The organism is Corynebacterium kalidii (assembly GCF_022869005.1).
GTDB classification, from domain to species: domain Bacteria; phylum Actinomycetota; class Actinomycetes; order Mycobacteriales; family Mycobacteriaceae; genus Corynebacterium; species Corynebacterium kalidii.
In genome coordinates this window covers 284,472-305,380 of sequence record NZ_JALIEA010000017.1, presented here as the reverse complement: position 1 = coordinate 305,380, position 20,909 = coordinate 284,472, and the positions used below count along the sequence as shown (strand labels likewise).

The 20,909-nt window shown below is 68.4% G+C and carries 21 protein-coding genes; 3 read left to right on the top strand and 18 right to left on the bottom strand.

Annotated elements, in window-relative coordinates:
- Positions 1-5: 5 nt before the first annotated feature.
- From MUN33_RS12185 to dxr, 4 genes are all read right to left on the bottom strand, one after another.
- Entirely contained in the window at positions 6-1,877 is a 1,872-nt protein-coding gene (locus MUN33_RS12185) for a penicillin-binding transpeptidase domain-containing protein (RefSeq protein ID WP_244805187.1), read from the bottom strand.
- Positions 1,878-1,951: 74 nt separating this feature from the next.
- Positions 1,952-3,124 carry a flavodoxin-dependent (E)-4-hydroxy-3-methylbut-2-enyl-diphosphate synthase gene (gene ispG, locus MUN33_RS12180; protein WP_244805186.1) on the bottom strand — a complete coding sequence of 391 codons (1,173 nt, stop codon included), beginning with the start codon at positions 3,122-3,124 and terminating at the stop codon, positions 1,952-1,954.
- A gap of 58 nt (positions 3,125-3,182) precedes the next feature.
- Positions 3,183-4,412, bottom strand: a complete 1,230-nt coding sequence (locus MUN33_RS12175; RefSeq protein ID WP_244805185.1) for a M50 family metallopeptidase — start codon at positions 4,410-4,412, stop codon at positions 3,183-3,185.
- Positions 4,409-5,593: a 1-deoxy-D-xylulose-5-phosphate reductoisomerase gene (gene dxr / locus MUN33_RS12170; protein WP_244805184.1), complete on the bottom strand. Its 1,185-nt coding sequence runs from the start codon at positions 5,591-5,593 to the stop codon at positions 4,409-4,411. Before dxr ends, MUN33_RS12175 begins: the two co-directional genes overlap by 4 nt.
- A gap of 267 nt (positions 5,594-5,860) precedes the next feature.
- Here dxr and MUN33_RS12165 point away from each other — a divergent pair, with 267 nt between their 5' ends.
- Positions 5,861-6,325, top strand: coding sequence for a DUF2631 domain-containing protein (locus MUN33_RS12165; RefSeq protein ID WP_244805183.1), 465 nt, complete (start codon positions 5,861-5,863; stop codon positions 6,323-6,325).
- Positions 6,326-6,471: 146 nt separating this feature from the next.
- On the opposite strand, the gene rlmN is transcribed toward MUN33_RS12165, so the two are convergent.
- Complete coding sequence (gene rlmN, locus MUN33_RS12160) at positions 6,472-7,584, bottom strand: dual-specificity RNA methyltransferase RlmN (protein ID WP_244805182.1); 1,113 nt, start codon at positions 7,582-7,584, stop codon at positions 6,472-6,474.
- A gap of 69 nt (positions 7,585-7,653) precedes the next feature.
- Here rlmN and MUN33_RS12155 point away from each other — a divergent pair, with 69 nt between their 5' ends.
- Positions 7,654-8,178: a LapA family protein gene (locus MUN33_RS12155; protein ID WP_244805181.1), complete on the top strand. Its 525-nt coding sequence runs from the start codon at positions 7,654-7,656 to the stop codon at positions 8,176-8,178.
- 58 nt (positions 8,179-8,236) lie between these two features.
- Here MUN33_RS12155 and MUN33_RS12150 read toward each other — a convergent pair whose 3' ends face one another.
- From MUN33_RS12150 to rpsB, 5 genes are all read right to left on the bottom strand, one after another.
- Positions 8,237-9,133, bottom strand: a complete 897-nt coding sequence (locus MUN33_RS12150; RefSeq protein ID WP_244805180.1) for a phosphatidate cytidylyltransferase — start codon at positions 9,131-9,133, stop codon at positions 8,237-8,239.
- A gap of 35 nt (positions 9,134-9,168) precedes the next feature.
- Positions 9,169-9,726: a ribosome recycling factor gene (frr, locus tag MUN33_RS12145; RefSeq protein WP_244805179.1), complete on the bottom strand. Its 558-nt coding sequence runs from the start codon at positions 9,724-9,726 to the stop codon at positions 9,169-9,171.
- 149 nt (positions 9,727-9,875) lie between these two features.
- Entirely contained in the window at positions 9,876-10,571 is a 696-nt protein-coding gene (gene pyrH, locus MUN33_RS12140; protein ID WP_244805525.1) for a UMP kinase, read from the bottom strand.
- A gap of 234 nt (positions 10,572-10,805) precedes the next feature.
- Entirely contained in the window at positions 10,806-11,624 is an 819-nt protein-coding gene (gene tsf, locus MUN33_RS12135; RefSeq protein ID WP_244805178.1) for a translation elongation factor Ts, read from the bottom strand.
- A gap of 54 nt (positions 11,625-11,678) precedes the next feature.
- Positions 11,679-12,515, bottom strand: coding sequence for a 30S ribosomal protein S2 (gene rpsB / locus MUN33_RS12130; protein WP_244805177.1), 837 nt, complete (start codon positions 12,513-12,515; stop codon positions 11,679-11,681).
- 668 nt (positions 12,516-13,183) lie between these two features.
- Here rpsB and MUN33_RS12125 point away from each other — a divergent pair.
- Positions 13,184-13,744 carry a peptidoglycan DD-metalloendopeptidase family protein gene (locus tag MUN33_RS12125; protein ID WP_244805176.1) on the top strand — a complete coding sequence of 187 codons (561 nt, stop codon included), beginning with the start codon at positions 13,184-13,186 and terminating at the stop codon, positions 13,742-13,744.
- 8 nt (positions 13,745-13,752) lie between these two features.
- Here the strand turns inward: MUN33_RS12125 and MUN33_RS12120 are convergent, their stop codons facing one another.
- The 8 genes from MUN33_RS12120 to rplS form a co-directional block, all read right to left on the bottom strand.
- Positions 13,753-14,787, bottom strand: coding sequence for a tyrosine recombinase XerC (locus MUN33_RS12120; RefSeq protein WP_244805174.1), 1,035 nt, complete (start codon positions 14,785-14,787; stop codon positions 13,753-13,755).
- Positions 14,788-14,802: 15 nt separating this feature from the next.
- On the bottom strand, positions 14,803-16,035 hold the full coding sequence (dprA, locus tag MUN33_RS12115; RefSeq protein WP_244805172.1) for a DNA-processing protein DprA: 1,233 nt from the start codon (positions 16,033-16,035) through the stop codon (positions 14,803-14,805).
- A gap of 100 nt (positions 16,036-16,135) precedes the next feature.
- Entirely contained in the window at positions 16,136-17,740 is a 1,605-nt protein-coding gene (locus MUN33_RS12110; RefSeq protein WP_244805524.1) for a YifB family Mg chelatase-like AAA ATPase, read from the bottom strand.
- A gap of 23 nt (positions 17,741-17,763) precedes the next feature.
- Positions 17,764-18,225 carry a YraN family protein gene (locus tag MUN33_RS12105; RefSeq protein ID WP_244805171.1) on the bottom strand — a complete coding sequence of 154 codons (462 nt, stop codon included), beginning with the start codon at positions 18,223-18,225 and terminating at the stop codon, positions 17,764-17,766.
- A 114-nt stretch (positions 18,226-18,339) separates the two neighbouring features.
- A complete protein-coding gene (locus MUN33_RS12100; RefSeq protein ID WP_038548047.1) occupies positions 18,340-18,645 on the bottom strand; it encodes a DUF2469 domain-containing protein in 306 nt (101 codons plus the stop codon).
- Positions 18,642-19,304 carry a ribonuclease HII gene (locus MUN33_RS12095; RefSeq protein WP_244805523.1) on the bottom strand — a complete coding sequence of 221 codons (663 nt, stop codon included), beginning with the start codon at positions 19,302-19,304 and terminating at the stop codon, positions 18,642-18,644. The genes MUN33_RS12100 and MUN33_RS12095 overlap by 4 nt, the downstream gene beginning before the upstream one ends.
- Positions 19,305-19,324: 20 nt before the next feature.
- Positions 19,325-20,083, bottom strand: coding sequence for a signal peptidase I (gene lepB / locus MUN33_RS12090; protein ID WP_244805522.1), 759 nt, complete (start codon positions 20,081-20,083; stop codon positions 19,325-19,327).
- A 373-nt stretch (positions 20,084-20,456) separates the two neighbouring features.
- Entirely contained in the window at positions 20,457-20,798 is a 342-nt protein-coding gene (rplS, locus tag MUN33_RS12085) for a 50S ribosomal protein L19 (protein WP_244805169.1), read from the bottom strand.
- Between the last annotated feature and the right edge of the window lie 111 nt (positions 20,799-20,909).

Genomic DNA, 20,909 nt, shown 5'->3' with positions numbered 1-20,909 from the left:
CCAGCCTACTCCCCGTCCAGATGGGAAAAGAACTGCTGGGTCACCGCCACGGAGTGCTCCGACCCTCCTCCCAGCACGATCATCGTGGCGAAGGCCAGGTCACCCCGGTACCCCATGAACCAGGCGTGGGAGCCCTCGTTGATCTCGGCCTCACCGGTCTTGCCGTACACCTCGCCGGCACCGGAGATCGCCGTTCCCGATCCGCTGGTCACGACCGCGCGCATCATGTCGCGCAGGTTGCCCAGGACCCGGGGGTCCAGCGGCTCACCCTCGACGGCCTTCTTCCCGTCACCGTCGAGTGTGTGGACGTCGCCGGTGTCGATCAGCGTCGGCACCGGGGTCTTCCCGTTCGCGGCGGTCGCGGCGACCAACGCCATCCCGAAGGGGCTGGCCAGGTCGTTGCCCTGACCGTAGCCGGCCTCGGTACGGTCCAGCATGACCTCACCCTCCGGCACCTGCCCGGTCACGGTGGTCAGACCCGGGATGTCGTAGTCGCGGCCCAGGCCGAACTTCCGGGCCTCGTCCCGGAGCTCGCCGGGGGCCATGTCGGTGGAGATCCGGGCGAAGGTGGTGTTGCAGGACTGCGCGAATGCGTTGCGCATCGAGGTCTGCCCCAGGGAGAAGGAGTTGTAGTTGGTGACGACACGCCCGCCGATGTCCTGGGTCGCCGGGCACGCCACGGTCGAGTCGGCGCTGAGGTTCTCCTTCTCCAGCCCTGCCGCGGCGGTGATCACCTTGAAGGTGGAACCCGGCGGGTACTGGCCGGAGAGTGCGACGTCGCCCTGCTTGTCCGCCTCCTCGGTCTGCGCGACGGCCAGGACCTCGCCGGTCGACGGTCGCATCACCACCATCATCGCCTGGTCGTCCGGGCGCGTGTCGACGGCCTTCTGGGCGGCCTCCTGCACCTGACGGGACAGGCTCACCCTGACCGCGGGCGCGGGCGTGGCCGGGGTGCGCTCCATCGTGCGCACCACCGAGGCGTTCTGGTTCACCGCCACGACCTCCCACCCGGCGTCGCCGGCGAGTTCGGGTTCCACCAGCTGGGTCACCCGCGACATGATGTCCGGGGCGAACCCGGGGTCGGGACGGACCATGGCGGGTTCCTCGTTCATGCTCACCCCGTCGATGTCCTCCAGGTCCGCCTGGACCCGGTCGCCGAACTCCCCCGGGACCATCGTCACCGAGTAGGTGCCCTGCGTCTCCAGCGCCGCGGCCGACACCCGCGCGGGGTCGATGGTGGGGACCGCCTCGTCCTGTGCATGTGCGGCGTCCAGTACGCGCGCGATGCTGTTGACGGTGCCCTGCACCCCGCCGTTGCGCCGGGCTTCGGCGGTGTCGAGCAGGACGCGCCACCTGGTGCCCGGTGTCGCGAGCACCGCCCCGTCCGAACCGACGATGTCGGCCACCCGGGGCTCGACACGCCGCAACTCCAGGTGCTGGTCGGAGCCGAGGTCCGGATGCAGGACGGAGGAGCGCCACCGCACCGTCCAGTCACCCTCGGTCCTGGTGGCGGTCAGTGTGGCGTCGTAGCTGAACGTCCGGTCCCCCGGCAACGCCCAGGTCATGGTGTAGTCCGCGGTGGCGACGTTGTCCTCGGTGCGGACGTCGCGGAGCTCGGTGTCGAGGGACTCGGCCTGCAGCGAGGCCCACGACTCCTCCAACGCCGCGGAGGCTGTGCCGGCGTCGTCGGTGAGTCCGCCGGCGGTGTCGACGTCCCGGGACGCGACAGCGGCGAGGAAGTCACCGACGAGGTCGTCGGCGACGTCCGGCCGGGGCGTGCACGCGGTGACGGCGACGGTGACCACCGTGAGGATCAGGCACAGGACGGTGGCGGTGGTGGTGCGTCTCGGGGCCTGCGTCCCCGGATTCTGGATCATGCTCCGACGCTAGCAGCGCGCGGCGCCACTTCCGTGGACAGACACGGGCACATCGCCCACCACAGGTCGGATGTCTAGGACGTGACCTTGACCTGGGGTGCCCCCGTGACACCGGCGGCGGCGAGGACCTCGGGGTCCATCTCGTCGGCGAGCTTCATGGCCTCCTCGATGAGGACCTCCACGATCTGGTCCTCCGGGACGGTCCGGATGACCTCGCCCTTGACGAAGATCTGACCCTTGCCGTTGCCCGAGGCCACACCCAGGTCGGCGTCGCGCGCCTCCCCCGGGCCGTTGACCACGCACCCCATCACGGCGACGCGCAGCGGCACCTCCATCCCCTCCAGCCCGGCGGTGACCCGCTCGGCGAGGCTGTAGACGTCGACCTGGGCCCGCCCGCAGGACGGGCAGGACACGATCTCCAACTTCCGGGGACGCAGGTTCATCGACTGCAGGATCTGGTCACCGACCTTGATCTCCTCGACCGGGTCGGCGGACAGCGAGGTCCGGATCGTGTCGCCGATGCCCTCGGCCAGCAGCGCGCCGAAGGCCACGGCGGACTTGATGGTGCCCTGGAAGGCCGGGCCCGCCTCGGTGACCCCGAGGTGCAGCGGGTAGTCGGACTGCGCGGCGAGCTGCCGGTAGGCCTCGACCATGATCACCGGGTCGTTGTGCTTCACGGAGATCTTCAGGTCGCCGAAGCCGTGCTCCTCGAACAGGCTCGCCTCCCACAGCGCGGACTCCACCAGCGCCTCGGGTGTGGCCTTGCCGTACTTCTCCATGATGCGCTTGTCCAGGGAGCCGGCGTTGACACCGATCCGGATGGGGATCCCTGCGTCCCCGGCGGCCTTGGCGACCTCCTTGACGCGGCCGTCGAACTCCTTGATGTTGCCCGGGTTCACCCGCACCGCGGCGCACCCGGCGTCGATGGCGGCGAAGATGTACTTGGGCTGGAAGTGGATGTCGGCAATCACCGGGATCGGGGACTTCTTGGCGATGGCGGGCAGTGCCTCGGCATCGATGGTCTTCGGGCAGGCGACGCGCACCATGTCACAGCCGGTCGCGGTGAGCTGTGCGATCTGCTGGAGGGTCGCGTTGACGTCGTGCGTCTTGGTCGTGGTCATCGACTGGACGCTGACGGGGTAGTCACTGCCGACGCCGACATTGCCGACCATGAGCTGGCGCGTCTTGCGACGGGGGGCCAGCACGGGCGGCGGGGCGTCGGGCAAACCGAGGGAAATTCCGGTCATGTGTGGTCTAGTCCTTCTTTCCTTGTGGATCGACGGGTACAGTCTACGCCCGCTGCGTCTAGGGGAACAGCTGCAGCGGGTTCACCACGTCGGCGACGATCACGGTGAGCCCGAAGACCAGGAGGATACCCGTGGCCACGTAGGTCACCGGCATGACCTTGACGTAGTCGACCGGGCCGCCGGGCTCCAGGCCGCGCAGGCGCCGCAGCCGGTCGCGCAGCTTCTCGTAGATGACGATGACCGCGTGGCCGCCGTCCAGCGGCGGCAGCGGGACCAGGTTGAACACCGCGAGGAAGAAGTTCAGGTTCGCCAGCAGCAGCAGGAAGGCCATCCACTGGTTCTGCTCGACCAGCTGCCCGCCCGCATGCGACGCCCCGACCACGCTCACCGGGCTGTCCGCCTGCCGCTCGGCGCCGAAGATGGACTCCACCACCGGCCAGTAGCGCTGCGGCAGGTCGATGAGCGCCTCGACGGTCTGCTTGCCGAGGTTCCAGGTGAAGTCCGCCGTGCCGCCGATCGCGGTCAGCGGGGTGTAGTCGTCGATCTGCCCGGAGCCGTCGAACTGGACACCGATCGCGCCGACGGTCTCGCCGGCACGTTCGACGACCTGCACCTGCAGATCCAGGTCCACCCGTTCACCGTCGCGGTCGACGGTGGTCGGCACGGTCACGGTGTCGCCGCGTGCGACGCCGTCCTGCCCGGCGGTCCTCCCCAGCTCCTGGACGGCGGCGATGACGTCGGGGAACCCGTCGATCCGCTCGCCGTCGATGCTGAGGAAGGTGTCGCCGACCTGCACCCCGGACGCCTCGGCGGACCCCTCTCCGGTACAGGACGGCGCCGTCGTGGCACCCTCCTCCACGACGTCCGGCGTGCACACCAGATCCACGGCCTCCGCCTTGGGTGGCGCGGTGGACGGCAGCCCGAAGCTCACCGCGACCCCGAAGATGATCAACACACCGAGGACGATGTTGACGAGGATGCCCGCCATCATCACGAAGACCCGCCTCCAGGCGGGCTTGTGGATCATCAGGTGGGGCTCTTCCTCCTCCGTCCACGGGTCGTTCACGGTCATCCCGGCGATGTCGCAGAAACCGCCCAACGGGATGGCCTTGAGCCCGTACTCGGTGTGGCCCCGGGTGAACGACCACACCGTCGGGCCGAAACCGATGAAGTAGCGGCGGACGCGCATCCCGCACGCCCGCGCGGCCACCATGTGCCCGGCCTCGTGCAGGGCGATCGTGACACCGATACCCAGCGCGAAGAGGACGACGCCGAAGGCGAAACTCACTGACCCATCCTCTCGTGTGCCCTGGCACGTGCCTCACGCTCGGCGTCGAGGACGTCCTCGATACCGCGGGGACGCTCCACCCGGGCCGCGCAGTCCTCCATGACCTCGGCGATCGTGTCGACGATCCGCGGGAACGGCAGTGCACCGGCGAGGAACTCCACGGCCGCCTCCTCGTTGACGGCGTTGTAGACCGCCGGCATGCACCCACCGGCGGACACCGCCTGACGGGCCAGCTGCACCGCCGGGAAGACCTCGTCGTCGAGCGGCTCGAACTCCCACGTCGACGCCGTGGAGAAGTCGAGGGCCCGCTGGGCGCCGGGGACGCGCTCCGGCCAGCCGAGTGCCAGGCTGATCGGCAGTTTCATCGACGGAGGCGAGGCCTGCGCGATCGTCGCACCGTCCCGGAAGGTCACCATGGAGTGGACGATGGACTGCGGGTGCACGGTCACCTCGATCTTCTCCGCCGGAACGTCGAACAGCAGCGACGCCTCGATGAGCTCGAGGCCCTTGTTCACCATCGACGAGGAGTTCAAGGTGTTCATCTGCCCCATCGACCAGGTCGGGTGGTTCGCCGCCTGGAGCGGGGTCACGTCCTGGAGCTGGTCGCGGGTCCACCCGCGGAACGGTCCGCCCGAGGCGGTGAGCACCAGGGACTGCACGTCCTCGAAACGCCCCGCCCACAGGCACTGCGCCATCGCCGAGTGCTCGGAGTCCACCGGGACCAGCTGGCCCTCCGCGGCCGCGGCGAGGACGAGCTCACCACCGGCCACCAGGGACTCCTTGTTCGCCAGCGCCAACCGCGCCGACCCGTTGAGCGTCGCGAGCGTGGCGTCCAGTCCCAGCGACCCGACCAACGCGTTGAGGACGACGTCCTCGGCGCCCAGCTCCAGTGACTCCGTGAGCTCCTCCACGAGCTGCCTGGAGGAGTCCACCCCGCGCAGGACGTGGCCGTCCACCTCGCGGTCGATCTCGTCGGCGGTGCGGTCGCTCGCGACCGCCACCTGCCGGTCAGACAGGCCGAACGTGCGGATCTGGTCGAGCAGGACGTCCGGCTTCGACCCGTGGGCAGACACGCCGACCAGCTCGAAGCGGTCAGGGTTCTGGGCGATGATCTCGAGTGCCTGGGTACCGATCGAACCGGTGCTTCCGAGCACCACTACTCGTTTCTTCACCCGGCCCATTGTTCCACGGTGCCGGTGGCGCGCGGTAGCCGGGACGTGGTGCCCGCCTACTCCCCCAGAGGACCTCCAGCAAGCCCCCAGCTGCCCGTCAGGAAGACCGTCGGCCAGGGGTCCGGGGACGGGGTGGTGCACGCACTCACCCGGGTGATCACACAAACGGGGGAGCCCCGGACGGGCCGGAAGTTCACTGAGCCACCCGCATGTGTCACAATGGAAGCGACAATTCGGCAGGTGACCACTGCCGTCCTAGTTCAGGAGGATATCGACGTGGCCGATCACGGTAATCATGGCACGAAGGTGGAAGTGTACAACGGGGTCTCCACCGAGGATGAGCCGTCCGCTGCCTGGGGCTGGCACCAGTTCCCCCGGCGGACGACGATCGTCATCGGCTACCTCGGCGGGCTCTCCATGTTCGGCATGCTGTTCGGTAACCACCCCGGGCAGGTCGAGAACATCTGGCTGGTCGCCATCGGCATCCTCGTGATCGTCGGCACCTTCCTCTACGCTCGGCACTCCTCCCCGAACTGGTCGCCGAAGCCGTCGCGGAAGACCGTGACCGCCCACAACAAGCCCCTGGGCCACCAGGAGCCGGACTGGGCCGCAGACCAGCGCAACCTCACCGGTGCGTACGCGAACCTGACCACCGCCGAGCTGCGGTCCTGGAACCTCCCGGGCGTCGGCTCCGACGGTGTCGAGAAGGTCGAGACCCCGAAGAGCGCGCTGACCCACTAGGCACCCACCGCCTACCGCAGGAAGACCCCGGTCCCCACGACGTCGTCGTGGGGACCGGGGTCTTCCTCTACAGCCAGTGCCGTCACATGGCCACCGCCGTGTCCTGAACGCGGCAGGACGCCGACGGGACAGGCGCGGGGGTGGGCCTAGCGTTCCTCGGCGGCGAGCTGACCACACGCCGCGGCGATCTCCTGACCGCGGGTGTCACGCACCGTGCAGGCCACGCCCTGGGCGATGACCCGGTGGACGAACTCGTCCTGGACCGGCTTCGGGGACGCGTCCCACTTCGACCCCGGGGTGGGGTTCAGGGGGATCAGGTTCACGTGCACCTGGTTGCCGAGGGCACCGCGCAGCTTCTTGCCCAGCAGGTCGGCCCGCCACGGATGGTCGTTGACGTCACGGATCAGCGCGTACTCGATCGAGACCCGGCGGCCGGACTTGTCCGCGTAGTAGCGGGCAGCCTCGAGCACCTCGTCCACCGACCAGCGGTTGTTGACCGGGACGAGGGTGTCGCGCAGTTCGTCGTCCGGGCAGTGCAGGCTGACGGCCAGCCGCATGTGCATCCCCTCGTCGGCGAGCTTGCGGATCGCCGGAGCGAGTCCCACGGTGGAGACCGTGATGTTACGCGCCGAGATACCGAAGCCTTCCGGGGCCGGTGAGGTGATGCGCTTGATCGCCTTGACCACGCGCTTGTAGTTGGCCAGGGGCTCCCCCATGCCCATGAAGACGATATTCGACAGGCGGCCTTCCCCACCTTCGACTTCGCCGTCGCGCATGGCCCTGGCCGCGGCACGGACCTGCTCGACGATCTCGGCGGTGGACAGGTTGCGGTCCAGCCCTCCCTGGCCGGTCGCGCAGAACGGGCACGCCATCCCGCAGCCGGCCTGGGACGAGATGCACAGGGTCGCGCGGTCGGGGTAGCGCATCAGCACGGACTCGAGCATCGTCGAGTCGTGCAGCTTCCACAGCGTCTTACGGGTCTGCCCCTCATCGCAGGAGATGTTGCGGACCGACTCCATCAACGTGGGGAACAACGTGTCCTTCACCGTGGCGCGCAGGCCCTCGGGAAGGTCGGTCATCTTGGTCGGGTCACCTTCGAGGCGCGCGTAGTACTGGCGGGCGATCTGGTTGGCGCGGAAGCCGGGCAGACCGGCGTCGGTCACCGCCGACTTCACTTCGTCGTCGGTGAGGTCGGCCAGGTGGGTGGGCGGCATGCCCCGGGTCGGGGCACGGAACTGCAGTTGAACCGGTGTACTCATGGTGTGGGCCATTATTGCACGTCGTGGAGGGGGCGGGCACATCGTGCGTTTCGCACTACACTGGGTCGCATGACGAACAGCCCCGGCAACGAGTACGCAGATGACCTGACCGTCCCCGCCACGGGGTCGGTGGACGCACCCGACGGTGCCGTGGTCGACCACTCCCCCGACCACGTGGACGCCCACGGGGACGCCGCCGGCGAGGTCGCCGGGCACGGCGATGCCGGGGCAACGGACACCGTCCCGGCCGCTGTCCCGACCACCGGCACCGTCAGACGGTCCGTCGCCGGGTCGACCTGGGTGGGGCTGACCATCGGCGCGCTCATCCTGATCCTGCTGCTGGTGTTCATCCTCCAGAACCAGGAGTCCGTCCGGCTGCAGATGTTCGTCTGGCAGTGGAACTTCCCCATCGGCGTCGGCATGCTCATCGCCGCGATCGCCGGCGCCCTGGTGATGGCCAGTGTCGGTGCCGTGCGGATCCTGCAGCTGCGGCGGCAGATCAACCACCCCGCCGGAGCGAAGGACACCCGGTCCACGGCGGGTCGACGGGGCCGGAAGGGCCGGAAAGCAGAAAAGGCCCCGAAGGGCCGTTAGCACTCCCCCGGGGCCGCGGCCCCGGACGCTTCGTCGCGTCGCGTCGTCGCTTTCCGGGTCAGAAGGCCGCCACGGCGGTCATCACGATCCACGTCAGCATCGCCGCCGGCAGCATCCCGTCCAGGCGGTCCATGATCCCACCGTGTCCCGGGATCATCGCCGACATGTCCTTGATCTTGAGGTCGCGTTTGAACTGCGACTCGACCAGGTCTCCGACGGTGGCGCACAGCGCCAGGCCCGCACCCAACAACAGGCCCAGGACGTAGTGCATCGGGTCGCGGAGATCCAGCAGGAACAGCACGGAGAGCAGGCCGACCACCGCGGCGAACACGACCGACCCCGCGAAGCCCTCCCACGACTTCTTCGGACTGATCGCCGGGACCATCGGGTGGCTGCCGAAGAAGACACCGGCGGCGTATCCCCCGACATCCGAGGCGATGACGCACAGCATGAACGTCAGCACGAAGCTCTGCCACGGGACGTCCTGGTAGCTCAGTTGTGACAGCATGCCCGCGAAGGCACCGCACATCGGTATCCAGGCCAGCACGAACAACGAGACGCCGATGTCGCGCAACCAGTTCGTCGGCGGCACCTTCGTACCGCCGTGGAAAAGGCGCGCCACGATAGCGGAGACCGAGGTCAGGGCGAACGCGGAGGTGAGACCGGTGACTCCGTACGGCCACGACAACCAGATCATGGCCTGGCCGCCGACGACGAGCACCGGCAGGTTCAGGGCGTAGCCGTTCTCGCTCAGCCGGCGCCACACCTCGTAGGTGGCCAACCCCATCGCCGCGGCGACGAGCGGGTACCAGAAGTGGGGGATCGTGAGACCGCCGACCACGAGTGCGCCGAGGACGACGGCACTGCCGATCGCGACCGGCAGGTTCCGTCCGGCGGAGTTCTTCGGCTGCGGCAGGCGCGGGCTGTCCCGTCGTGCGGGGTTCTCGTCGGTCACGGCGGCATCCGGCTCTGATGGACGTCTAGTGGACACTAGACCTCCATCAGCTCCTTTTCCTTGGATTCCACGACGGCATCGACCTGCCCCACGTATTGCTGGGTGATCTTGTCCAGCTCCTTCTCGGCGGCCTTGACCTCGTCCTCACCCGCGTCGCCGTCCTTCTGGATCTTGGCCAGGGTGTCCATGCCCTTACGGCGGATGTTGCGGATGGCGATCTTGGCGTCCTCACCCTTGGACTTGGCGACCTTGACCAGGTCGCGGCGACGCTCCTCGGTCAGCTGCGGAACGGTGACGCGCAGGACGTGGCCGTCGTTAGTGGGGTTGACACCGAGATCGGAGTTACGGATCGCGTTCTCGATCTCCTGCATCGCCGACATCTCGTAGGGCTTGATGATCAGCATGCGCGGCTCGGGGACGCTGATCGTCGCCATCTGGGTGATCGGGGTGCGCACACCGTAGTACTCGGCGAACACTCCGTTGAACATGGCGGGGTTCGCGCGGCCGGTACGGATGGTCGTCAGGTCCTCGCGGACGTGGTCCACCGAGCGGCTCATGTAGTCCTCGGACTCGAGCAGGGTGTCGTCAATCATTGCTGTCCTCTTGTCGGGATGAAACGGTTGTTGGGCAGGTCTTGCTGTTCCAGTGACGAATCTACCAGTCACCGGAACCTGGTTTCCCGGAAGTTCACCGCATCCGGGAACACGGAGGCGGACCTCCGTCGTCGGCGACGGCCGCAGGGTCAGGACGCCGGGGTCGCCACCAGTGTGCCGATCGTCTCGCCGGCCACGGCGCGGGCGATGTTGCCGTCGGTGAGCAGGTTGAACACCAGCATCGGCATGTTGTTGTCCATGCACAGGCTGAATGCGGTGGCGTCGGCGACCTTGAGGCCGCGTTCGATGACCTCGCGGTGGCTGATCTCGGTGAAGAGTTCCGCGTCCGGGTTGGTGCGCGGGTCGTCGCTGTAGACGCCGTCGACGCCCTTGGCCATCAGCAGCACCTCGCAGCCGATCTCCAGGGCACGCTGTGCGGCGGTGGTGTCGGTGGAGAAGTAGGGCATGCCCATGCCTGCACCGAAGATCACGACGCGCCCCTTCTCCAGGTGCCGGTCGGCGCGCAGCGGCAGGTACGGCTCAGAGACCTGGGCCATGTTGATCGCCGTCTGCACGCGCGAGTCGATCCCCTGCTGCTCCAGGAAGTCCTGCAGCGCGAGGCAGTTCATCACCGTGCCCAGCATCCCCATGTAGTCCGAGCGTGCCCGGTCCAGGCCGCGCTGCTGCAGTTCGGCGCCACGGAAGAAGTTGCCGCCGCCGATGACCACGGCGATCTCCGCGCCGGTGCTGGCCACCTCGGCGATCTGACGCGCCACGTTCTCGACGACGTCGGGGTCGATCCCGACCTTGCCGCCGCCGAACATCTCTCCCCCGAGTTTCAGCATGACCCTCTTGTAGCCGGTCGAGGCTTTTCCGGTGCTTTCAGTGCTTTCGGCCACTGTGGGATCTCCTTGTGGGGTGTGGGGGCGGTCTGTATCCGATTGAACATCCTAGCGTGCCGGACTACTCCGGACAGCACTGAACCCGCCGACCCCGGGTTGAGCGGGGATACGACGGGTCCGGTGGGTGCCCGCCCCGGGTGGGGGCGGTGAGGGGGGCGGCAGAGACTGGCTCTGGGACTAGCTCTGGCCGACCTCGAAGCGCACGAAACCGGTCAGCGTGACGCCGGCCTCGTCCATGACCTGCTTGACGGTCTTCTTGGACTCGGTGACGGACGGCTGGTCCAGCAGGCAGGCATCCTTGAAGTAGCCCTTGAGGCGACCTTCGATGATGTTCGGCAGAGCCTTCTCGGGCTTGCCTTCCTCGCGTGCGGTGGCCTCGGCGATCTCGCGCTCCTTGGCGACGGTCTCCTCCGGGACGTCCTCGCTGGACAGGTAGCTGGCCTTCAGTGCGGCGACCTGCATGGCGGCGGCCTTGGCCGCTGCCTCGTCGTCACCGGTGTAGGAGACCAGCACGCCGACTGCCGGGGGCAGATCGGCCGAGCGGTGGTGCAGGTAGACGGCGACCTTGTCGCCGTCGATGGTGACGGCGCGACGCAGCTCGAGCTTCTCACCGATCTTCGCGGAGAGCTCCTGGATGACGGTCTCGGCGGACTTGCCGTCGACGTCGGCGGCAGCCAGCTCCTCCGGGGTGTTTGCCTTGGCGGCGGCGGCAGCCTCGGCGATACGGTTGGCCAGCTCGATGAACTCGGCGTTCTTCGCGACGAAGTCGGTCTCCGAGTTGATCTCGACCATGGTGTTGCCGGAAACGGCGATCAGGCCCTCGGCCGCGGTGCGCTCGGCGCGCTTGCCCACGTCCTTGGCGCCCTTGATGCGCAGGATCTCGACGGCCTTGTCGAAGTCACCCTCGGACTCTTCGAGGGCCTTCTTGCAGGCCATCATGCCGGAGCCGGTGAGCTCGCGGAGCTTCTTGACGTCAGCGGCGGTGTAGTTCGCCATGTGAGGCGATCCTCCTTCAGATGGTGGAAGTGAAAAGTACAGACGTGGGGAGAATTACTCTGCAGACTCGGCCGCGGGGGTCTCCGCAGCAGCGTCAGCCTCGGGAGCCTCGGCCTGTTCCGTCTTCTCGGTCTTCTCTGCCTTGTCGGCGGTCTTCTCGGCGTCGCCGGCGGCCTCCTTGGCTGCGGCGGCCTGGCGCTCGGCGCGGGCTGCACGCCCTGCCTCGACGGCCGAGGAGATCACGGAGGTCAGCACCGTGGTGGCGCGGATGGCGTCGTCGTTGCCCGGGATCGGGAAGTTGACGTCGTCCGGGTCACAGTTGGTGTCGAGGATGGCGACGACCGGGATGTTGAGCTTCTTCGCCTCGGAAACGGCGATGTGCTCCTTGTTGGTGTCCACGATCCACAGTGCGGAGGGGATCTTGGACATGTCGGAGATACCACCCAGGACACGCTCGAGCTTGTTGCGCTCGCGGGTCAGCATCAGGACTTCCTTCTTGGTGCGGCCCTTGTAGCCGTCCTCGGCGGCTTCCATTGCCTGGAGCTCCTTGAGGCGGTGCAGACGCTTCGCGACGGTCTGGAAGTTGGTGAGCATGCCGCCGAGCCAACGGTGGTTGACGTAGGGCATGCCGACGCGCTCGGCCTCGGTGGCGATCGCTTCCTGGGCCTGCTTCTTGGTGCCGACGTAGAGGATGTTGCCGCCGTGGGCAACGGTCTCCTTGACGAACTCGTAGGCCTCGTCGATGAAGGTCAGGGTCTGCTGCAGGTCGATGATGTAGATGCCGTTACGGTCGGTGAAGATGAAACGCTTCATCTTCGGGTTCCAACGACGGGTCTGGTGACCGAAGTGGACGCCGGCGTCCAGCAGTTCGCGCATGGTGACAACAGCCATGGTATTTCAGGGGAGTTCGCTGACCCGGGATGTCCCCGGCCGCCGCTCCCCTTCCTCGCTTTCAAAAGTTCAGGTTGACGGTTCTTCCACGGCCGACTCGCCGACGGTGTGCGTCAGTTCGTCGGTCGTCCTGGCAGGCATCCCCGGGTTGTCCCCGCCCAGTTAACCCTGCCCGTGACGGGCGGGGACCGTTGACGGACGGGCCACAGTGTCGGATCACGCGATACCTACGCGATGTCAGCACGCCCACCGGCACCCACGCATCGGGCCACTCCCCCGTTCCTGACACAGATCGCGTGTGACTGTGGCATTCCCGGGAACCGTCTTCGGCAACCGACGAAGGACGTCGGCTGAGTGCCGCGCCGGACTGGCGGACATACTGCGGTGGTTAATCTACCTGGCCCCCGGGGATCCCACAACTCTTCTCCGTCTGCCTGTGCAGCGGGAGCAGCCGGGATGGCCGACCGACGCCGCCCCGGCGACATCAGGTCGCCACAGAGACCCCACACACCTCCGGCGTCCCTTCCGCACCTCCGTCCGGTGTGCTCCCCGGTGGTGTCCACCGGTCGTCGCGACGGGTTGTCCACAACCTGCGGCCGGTACCGGGCGTGCCACGGCCCGGATCGGGAAAGATTGACCCGATGACGGGGATTCGAACGGGGAGATCAGTGACGGTACGACGGCGACAGACATCGACACGGCTGCCGACGTGCCTCCTCGGGGTCGCGGTGGTGACCGGCATCGCCACCCTGGGACCCGCGGGGGCGGCACCGACCACCGTCGACACCGGTACGGGTGCGGGCGCGGCGGCGACACCCCATCAACGGCCGGTACCGGGACGGGTGATCCGGGCCCCCGACATCCCCGAGGACAACTGGTTGCCGGGGCACCGTGGGGTGGACCTGGACGCCGCACCGGGGGACGCGGTGGCCAGCAGTGCCGCCGGCACCGTGCATTTCGCCGGGGTCGTCGCCGGGACACCGGTGGTCTCGGTCACCCACCAGGACGGGATCCGCACCACCTATGAGCCGGTCGTGGCCAGTGTGACCGCCGGCGACCGGGTCCACCGCGGACAGCACATCGGGGTGTTGGCGGACACCGACGCACTTCCGGAGACCGCCCGGCGCGGTGGCGGGTTGTCCTGGGGAGCCCGGACCGGGGAGGATTTCGGGCGCTACATCGATCCGATGGGCCTGCTGGGCGTGGTGCGCGTGCGTCTGTGGAGTTGAGGTGTGTGTCAGTCCTGGAACCCGGACCGTGGGTGGGCCTGACGGTAGACCTGACGTAGTCGTTCGGAACCGACGTGGGTGTAGATCTGGGTGGTCTGCATCGAGGCGTGTCCGAGGAGTTCCTGGACGACCCGGAGGTCGGCGCCGCCTTCGAGGACCGCTGTGGCGCTGGAGTGACGGAGTCCGTGCGGTGAGATCCCCGGGGTTCCGGCGGCTTCGGCGGCGGCGTGGACGACGTCGCGTACCCGTCGTTGGTCGATCCGTCCTCCGCGGCTGCCGAGGAAGAGGGCGGAGGTGGCGGGGTGGCTGGCGGAACGGCGGGCGGCGAGGGTATGCCGGACGGCGAGCCAGGCGTCGAGTGCGTCGCGGGCGCTGGCGCCGAAGGGGACGACCCGGGTCTTGTTTCCCTTTCCGGTGACCCTGAGGTCGCGATCGCCGAGGTCTGCGAGGTCGGCCCCGCAGAGTTCGGAGACCCGGATGCCGCTGGCGTAGAGCAGTTCCAGGATCGCCCAGTCACGCACCGCGACGGCGTGACCGGTGCCGTCGGTTGATTCGGCCCGGTGCCGGGCGTGGTCGAGCAAGGTGGCTGCCTGGTCGTTGTCGAGTACCCGTGGCAGGTGTTGGTGCGGGGTAGGCGCCTGCAGTGCGGAGACGGGGTTGTGCGGCAGCTTCCCGGTGTGGCTGAGCCAGCTGCCGAAACCACGCATACTGGAGACCAGACGGGCCACCGAGGCACGCGAGGCGCCCGCCTCCAGCGCCCAGTCGAGGACGTCGCGGCCCCGGTCCAGGGTGAACTGGTCGATACGGTCGAGTCCTTCGCAGGCACCACGGAGGTCACGGCCGTAGGCGGTGACGGTGTTGGCGGCGCGCCCTTGGACCAACGCGAGGTATTCGAGATAGTCGTCGATCGCCCCGGCAAGGTTGCCGCTGTCGATGCCGCTGCCGGCGCCGTCGTCCGGTCTGCCGGACGGGGCAGGCCGGGCCGGGCCCCCTGCTCCGGTCCCGGGGTGTCCGGTACTCCCGGTGGGCCGCGTGTCACTCATGTCTCCGGAGTCTAGTCACTCCCTGGTCTTGATCCACCGGTCACCGGACCGGGACACGAGGTGGAGGGTCTCCAGTTCCGTGATGATCCGGGCGACGGCGTTGATGGGCAGCGAGGTCTCCGTACTGATCTGGTCGAGCGCGCCGAGGGTGTCGGTGTCCACCCCGCAGGCGTCGTAGACCCTGAGTTGATCGGCCGTGAGCTGCTGGACCGGCGTGGCACTGAACTCGAGGCTGAGTTGCTGTTCGGTGTCGACGGTTCCCAGTGGCTCGAGGACCTCACGGACATCCGCCGCACGGGTGACGAGGATCCCGGCCCCGTCGCGGATCCTCTTGTGGCAGCCGATGTAGTCGGCGGAATCGACCGGCCCGGGCAGGACCATCACGGGCCGGTACATCGTGTCGGCCCAGTTCGCCGTATTCACCGCCCCGGACCGGTAGCCGGCGGCGAGCAGGACCGTGCCCTGTGACAGTGCGGCGACCAGGCGGTTGCGGGTGAGGAACCGGTGCCGGGCGGCCCGCTGGTGCGGCGGGTACTCGGAGATCACCAGCCCCCGTCGTGCGGCAGCGTCGAAGAGCCGCTCATTCGACCGGGGGTAGACCTGCCCGGGCCCGGTGGCTGTGACCACCACGGTCCGTCCCCCGGCGTTCAAGGCCCCGGAGTGTGCCGCGGTATCGATGCCCAACGCTCCCCCGGAGACGACCGTGTACCCGGCCCCGGCGAGTTCCCCCGCCATGGTGTGGGTGGTCCGGTTGCCGTAGTCGGTCGCGGACCGGGTACCGACCATCGCGACGCTGCGTGCGACGACCTCGTCGAGTCGCGCGGTACCGGTGGCCCAGAGCGCGAACGGTTGGGTCGCCTGCCCGCGGATCCCGTCGACGATGGTGTCCGGGCCGATGTTCATGAAGGACGCGGCCATGAGTTCCGCCGGCCATTCGGCACTGTCGGGTGTGATCAACCGCCACCCGTGTTCCCTGGCGAAGGCCAGGTCCGCCTCGGTCGTGGAGTCGGCCCGGCCCCGGGTCTTCTCCAGGAGAGCGGCAGGCAACGCCGGGTCCCGGCGCCGGATCATCCCCGCCACCCGTTCGACATCGGCGGGAACGGTGGTGTCCACCGACGCCACTGCCCCGGCAGAGACCCCGTCCGGCCACAGCAGCTCCAGGAGCTCCATCTGTGACGCCTCCATCACCCGACGCAGGTACATCCATGCCGTCAACCTCGACTCCTCGGTGTCCTCCCTGGTCCCCATGTGTGCGCGGTCCTCCCCCGTCATGTCGCCGTTCCCCTGTCGTTATTCCCACGTCGTCGTTCTCACGTCGTTGTTCTCGCCTGGTACTTCATGTCCCGCCTCACGTCACCGGCCGTCTCCCCGTCCCCGGCCCTGTCCCCGTCGCAGGATCGCGGTCGACTGCACCGGTGTACATCTCCAGCGCATCAAGCACCTCCGATGTCCCGGGTCGTGGTGCCCCGGCCAGGTCGGCCATCGTCCAGGCGACGCGCAGCGTGCGGTCCACTCCCCGGTGTGACACGGTCCCCGTCCGCAACTTCTCCTGGAGCACCGCCATGCCCGCGTCGTCGGCGGGATAGTCCCGGCGCAGGAACGGTCCCGGCACCGCGGCATTGGACGTCCAGTGTCGCCACCGGTGCAGGGCACGGTGTCGTGCCTCGACGACCCGTCCCCGTACCTGGGCACTGCTCTCCGGCGCAGACACCGCCGTTCCGGTGCCGGGGACCAGACCGCCCGTCGGCTCAACCCAGGTGCGGACCGTCAGGTCCACCCGGTCCAACAACGGACCTGACAGTCTCTGCAGGTAGCGGTCCCTCACGCCGCCGCGGCAACGGCAGTCCACCGGTTCAGCCGCACCACAGGGGCACGGGTTCGATGCCAGCACCAGCTGGAAACGCGCCGGGAAGCCGACGGTGCCGTGGTGCCGTGCCACCTCGATCCGCCCGGACTCCATCGGGGTACGCAGCAGTTCCAGCGTGCCTGCGGCCACTTCGGGGGCTTCGTCGATGAAGAGGACACCGTTGTGGGCGAGACTAACCGCGCCCGGCCGGATACGACCGGCACCTCCACCAGTCAGGGCGGCACGGGTGACCGAATGGTGTGGGGCCACGAACGGCCGCTCACCACGCCACACCGCCGCCAGCCGGCCCCGTGCACCGGCCACGGAATGAACCGCCGCCGACTCCAGTTGTTCGCCTTCCTGCAACGGTGGAAGGATCCCCGGCAGCCGTTCCGCCAGCATCGACTTCCCCGACCCGGGCGGGCCTGACAGCCAGAGATGGTGCCCGCCGGCCGCGGCGATCTCCAGACCACGGCGGGCCTCCGACTGGCCGCAGACCTCGGAAAGATCCGGACACGGGGCCGCCGGTTCGGTGGGGTCCGTGGTCTCCCCCTGCTCGGGGGCACACCCCTGCCCGTCCGGCACCTCGCCCCGCAGCCACGGGACCAACTCGCGCAGATGGGACAGACCCACCACCTCGAGCCCGGTCACCCGGGCCGCACGCGACGCTTCGACACCGTTCGCCCGGGGAACGGCCGCCCGCCGGAAGCCCGCCCGGTCCGCGGCCAACAGCATCGGCAACACACCGTCCACCGGCCGGACCGTGCCGTCGAGCCCGAGCTCGCCGACCACGATCGTCGAACGTGGGTCCTCGAGCGGAACCAGGCCCTGCGCGGTGAGGATCGCCAGCACCATCGGAAGGTCGAAGCCTGATCCCCGCTTCGGCACCGAGGCCGGGGACAGGCTCATCACCACGCGGCTCTTCGGCCAGTCCAGGCCGCTGTTGATCATGGCCGAGCGTACCCGGTCCCGGGCCTGGACCACGGCGGTGTCCCCGAGGCCCACGATGCTCATCCCCGGGAGACCGCGGCTGATGTCGCATTCGACCATGACCGGGGTACCGCTGACCCCGGTCAGGGCGATACCCCTGGCCTGCCCCACCCGCACCGGGGACCGGTCGCTGAATGTGGTCACCAGCCCACGCCCTCGTAGTGGGTGATCTCCCCGGCGGTGATGTCCAGGACGTCGAAACGCACCGTCGGCGCCCGGAACTGCGGGTTCCGGCGCAGCCATTCGGCCCCGGCGTGCCGCATCGCGGCCAGTTTGGCGGGTGTCACCGCCTCCGCCCCGGTGCCGTAGCGACCGTCGAGACGCCACTTGACCTCGACGAAGACGATGACACCAGCACCGCCACCACCGGCATCACCTGCGAGGACGATGTCGACCTCGCCACGGGCGGTGAAGAAGTTGCGGTCCAGGAGACGGTAACCACGCTCGACGAAGTAGCGGGCCGCCTCGTCCTCGCCGGCGGCCCCGACGTCCCGCAGGTTCCTGCCGGACGACGACCCAGGTGCTGGACCGTGCCTGCGCGGTTGCGTACGACCGGACCGGGGGTGCTTACCGGAGCTGGGGGTGTTCGTGTCTGCTGACATAGCTCACCACCCTGGCACGGCGCCCACGCGTCCCCGCCGGTACAGGACCTGTTCCGCCTGGAACCTGTGGAGAACTCCCCTCCTGTGAACAACCAGATTCCGGAGGCGGTCCGGCTAGTCAGGCATACGCAGATCCGGCTTGTCGAGTTCCTCGATGTTGACGTCCTTGTAGGTGATCACCCGCACGTAACGCACGAAACGGGCGGGTCGGTACATGTCCCACACCCAGGCGTCGGACATCCGGACCTCGTAGTACACCTCGCCATTGGCGTTCCGGGGCAGCAGCTCCACGGCATTGGCGAGGTAGAACCGACGTTCAGTCTCCACGACGTAACTGAACTGGCTGACCACGTCCCGGTACTCGCGGTACATGGACAGCTCCACGTTGGCCTCGTAGTCCTCAAGCTCCTCGGCGCTCACGGTTGCTGGTCATCTCCCTTTTCGATCGGCGGTCCGGCCTTCCACCGCTGATGTGCGGCGGCCACATTGGAGTAAGTGTAACGGTGCTCGGGGGTCCCGCCGAGCAGACTCACCGAGGCCATGTGAGACGCGGTCCCGTATCCCTTGTGACCGGCCAGCCCGTACCCGGGGTACTCCCCGTCCAGCTCCGCCATCACCCGGTCACGAGACACCTTCGCCAACACACTCGCCGCGGAGATGCACCGGGCGACCAGGTCGCCCTTCACCACCGGAAGGTGCGGCCGGGGAAAGCCGTCGACCTTCATCGCGTCGGTGAGGATGTATCCGGGGCGCAGGTCCAGGCGTGCCACGGCCCGCCGCATCCCACCGAGGTTCGCGTGCTGGATGCCCCAGGTGTCCACGTAGGACGCCGGGACGTGCACCACCGCCCAGTCCTCGGCGACGTCCTTGACGACATCGAAGAAATGGTCCCGCCGCTTCGGGGTGAGCTTCTTGGAGTCGGTGAGGCCCGAGAGCTCCGGGATCGGGCCGGGCGGCAGGACGCAGGCCGCGACGGTCACCGGGCCACAGCAGGCACCACGGCCGGCCTCGTCGACCCCGGCGACAGGCCCGAGACCCGCCTTGTGCACGGCCCACTCCAACGTCCGGCCGTCCGGCATGGTGCGCACCGGTACCACCACTACTGCTGGATGTCCGGGGAGCTGACGCCGCCGACGCGGTCCAGCGGCCAGATCTTCGCCGTGACCTTCCCGACGACGTTCTCCACCGGGACAGTGCCCTGGAACTCGTCGCCGATGTGGAACCGCGAGTCCCCGGAGTTCGTGCGGTTGTCACCCATCACCCACAGATGCCCCTCGGGCACGGTGACCGGGCCGAAGTACGCACCCTGGCAGGCGTCGGAACCTGTCATCGGGTCGACCTGGTACGTCAGCGGCGACCGGGTGTAGGAGTCGTCGACCTTCCTGCCGTCCACCATCACGCCCGGGTCACCGGCCTGGCACTGCACCGTCTGCCCACCCGTGGCGATAACGCGCTTGACCAGAGCATTCTCGTCCGGGGCGAGGATGCCGATATACGACAGTGCCGTCTGCAGTCCACCGATCACACTGTTGTCCGAGCGCTGGGAGACGTACTGGTCGTTCCAGGACTCCGGGCCGTTGAACACGACGACGTCCCCCGGGGAGGGCTCCCCGCCGAAGCGGTAGGACAGCTTGTTGACGAAGATCCGGTCGCCGACGCAGTCCTCGCACCCGTGCAGGGTCGGTTCCATCGACTCCGAGGGAATCAGGTACGGACGCCCCACGAAGGAGTTGAACAGGGCCAGCAGCACCAGTGCCACAACCAGGATGATCGGGAACTCCACCCACCAGGGGTAGGTCCGCTTCCTCCGACGTTCCGACTCCGCCCGGCGGGCCGCGACCTTCTCCCGTTCGGTCAGCCGCTGCCCCGTATCGGGCTGCCCGTCGACGGTGTCCCGGTCCACCGCGGTCGGCGTGGCCGCCCGGCTTCCCCAGGTGTCGTCTGCACCGACGGCTCCGACGGTGCCGGCCGCATCAGCCGCGTCGGCCGCGTCGGCGGTGGCGCGCCCGTCCTGGGTGGCGTCTGTGTCTTCGGGATCGTTCGGATCAGTCACGGCAACAGAGGTTACCAGCCCCCGGGACCATCTCCGCGTCACCGCGACACCGGCCTCCCCCGGGCCCCGTCGGACGGCGGATTCCCGCCCGACGCAGAAAAGACCCCGGCCTACGGACCGTCCGTGGCGGACGGCACGCAGGCCGGGGCCTGTTCCCAGAGACCGGGAAGGCTGAAGATCAGCGCTTCTCCTTGATCTTCGCTGCCTTACCACGCAGGTCGCGCAGGTAGTACAGCTTCGCACGACGGACCTTACCGCGGGTCAGGACGTCGATGTGGTCGATGTTCGGGGAGTGCACCGGGAAGGTACGCTCCACGCCGACACCGAAGGAAACCTTGCGGATCGTGAAGGTCTCGCGGATACCGGAGTTCTGACGACGGATGACGACGCCACGGAACACCTGGACACGGCTCTTGGTGCCCTCGATGACCTTGACGTGGACGTCCAGGGTGTCACCGGGACGGAAGTCGGGGATGTCGCTGCGCAGCTGAGCGGCGTCGACCTTGTCGAGATAGTGCATGATAGTTTCCTTGCTGTGTCTTCGATCGGACAGAGGACCCACGGCCTGCTCATAAGAGCGGCACGCGTTCATGCCCACACCATTGAATTTTGGCGTCGACCCGCACCCCGG

Coding starts and splice junctions, on each gene's coding strand:
- dxr (WP_244805184.1), bottom strand. CDS start 5,593: ATGGGCCGGGTGAAGAAACGAGTAGTGGTGCTCGGAAGCACCGGTTCG.
- frr (WP_244805179.1), bottom strand. CDS start 9,726: ATGATTGACGACACCCTGCTCGAGTCCGAGGACTACATGAGCCGCTCG.
- MUN33_RS12185 (WP_244805187.1), bottom strand. CDS start 1,877: ATGATCCAGAATCCGGGGACGCAGGCCCCGAGACGCACCACCACCGCC.
- ispG (WP_244805186.1), bottom strand. CDS start 3,124: ATGACCGGAATTTCCCTCGGTTTGCCCGACGCCCCGCCGCCCGTGCTG.
- tsf (WP_244805178.1), bottom strand. CDS start 11,624: ATGGCGAACTACACCGCCGCTGACGTCAAGAAGCTCCGCGAGCTCACC.
- rplS (WP_244805169.1), bottom strand. CDS start 20,798: ATGCACTATCTCGACAAGGTCGACGCCGCTCAGCTGCGCAGCGACATC.
- rpsB (WP_244805177.1), bottom strand. CDS start 12,515: ATGGCTGTTGTCACCATGCGCGAACTGCTGGACGCCGGCGTCCACTTC.
- rlmN (WP_244805182.1), bottom strand. CDS start 7,584: ATGAGTACACCGGTTCAACTGCAGTTCCGTGCCCCGACCCGGGGCATG.
- dprA (WP_244805172.1), bottom strand. CDS start 16,035: ATGGGGACCAGGGAGGACACCGAGGAGTCGAGGTTGACGGCATGGATG.
- MUN33_RS12155 (WP_244805181.1), top strand. CDS start 7,654: ATGACGAACAGCCCCGGCAACGAGTACGCAGATGACCTGACCGTCCCC.
- MUN33_RS12095 (WP_244805523.1), bottom strand. CDS start 19,304: ATGCCGGACGGCCGGACGTTGGAGTGGGCCGTGCACAAGGCGGGTCTC.
- MUN33_RS12120 (WP_244805174.1), bottom strand. CDS start 14,787: ATGAGTGACACGCGGCCCACCGGGAGTACCGGACACCCCGGGACCGGA.
- pyrH (WP_244805525.1), bottom strand. CDS start 10,571: ATGCTGAAACTCGGGGGAGAGATGTTCGGCGGCGGCAAGGTCGGGATC.
- MUN33_RS12105 (WP_244805171.1), bottom strand. CDS start 18,225: ATGTCAGCAGACACGAACACCCCCAGCTCCGGTAAGCACCCCCGGTCC.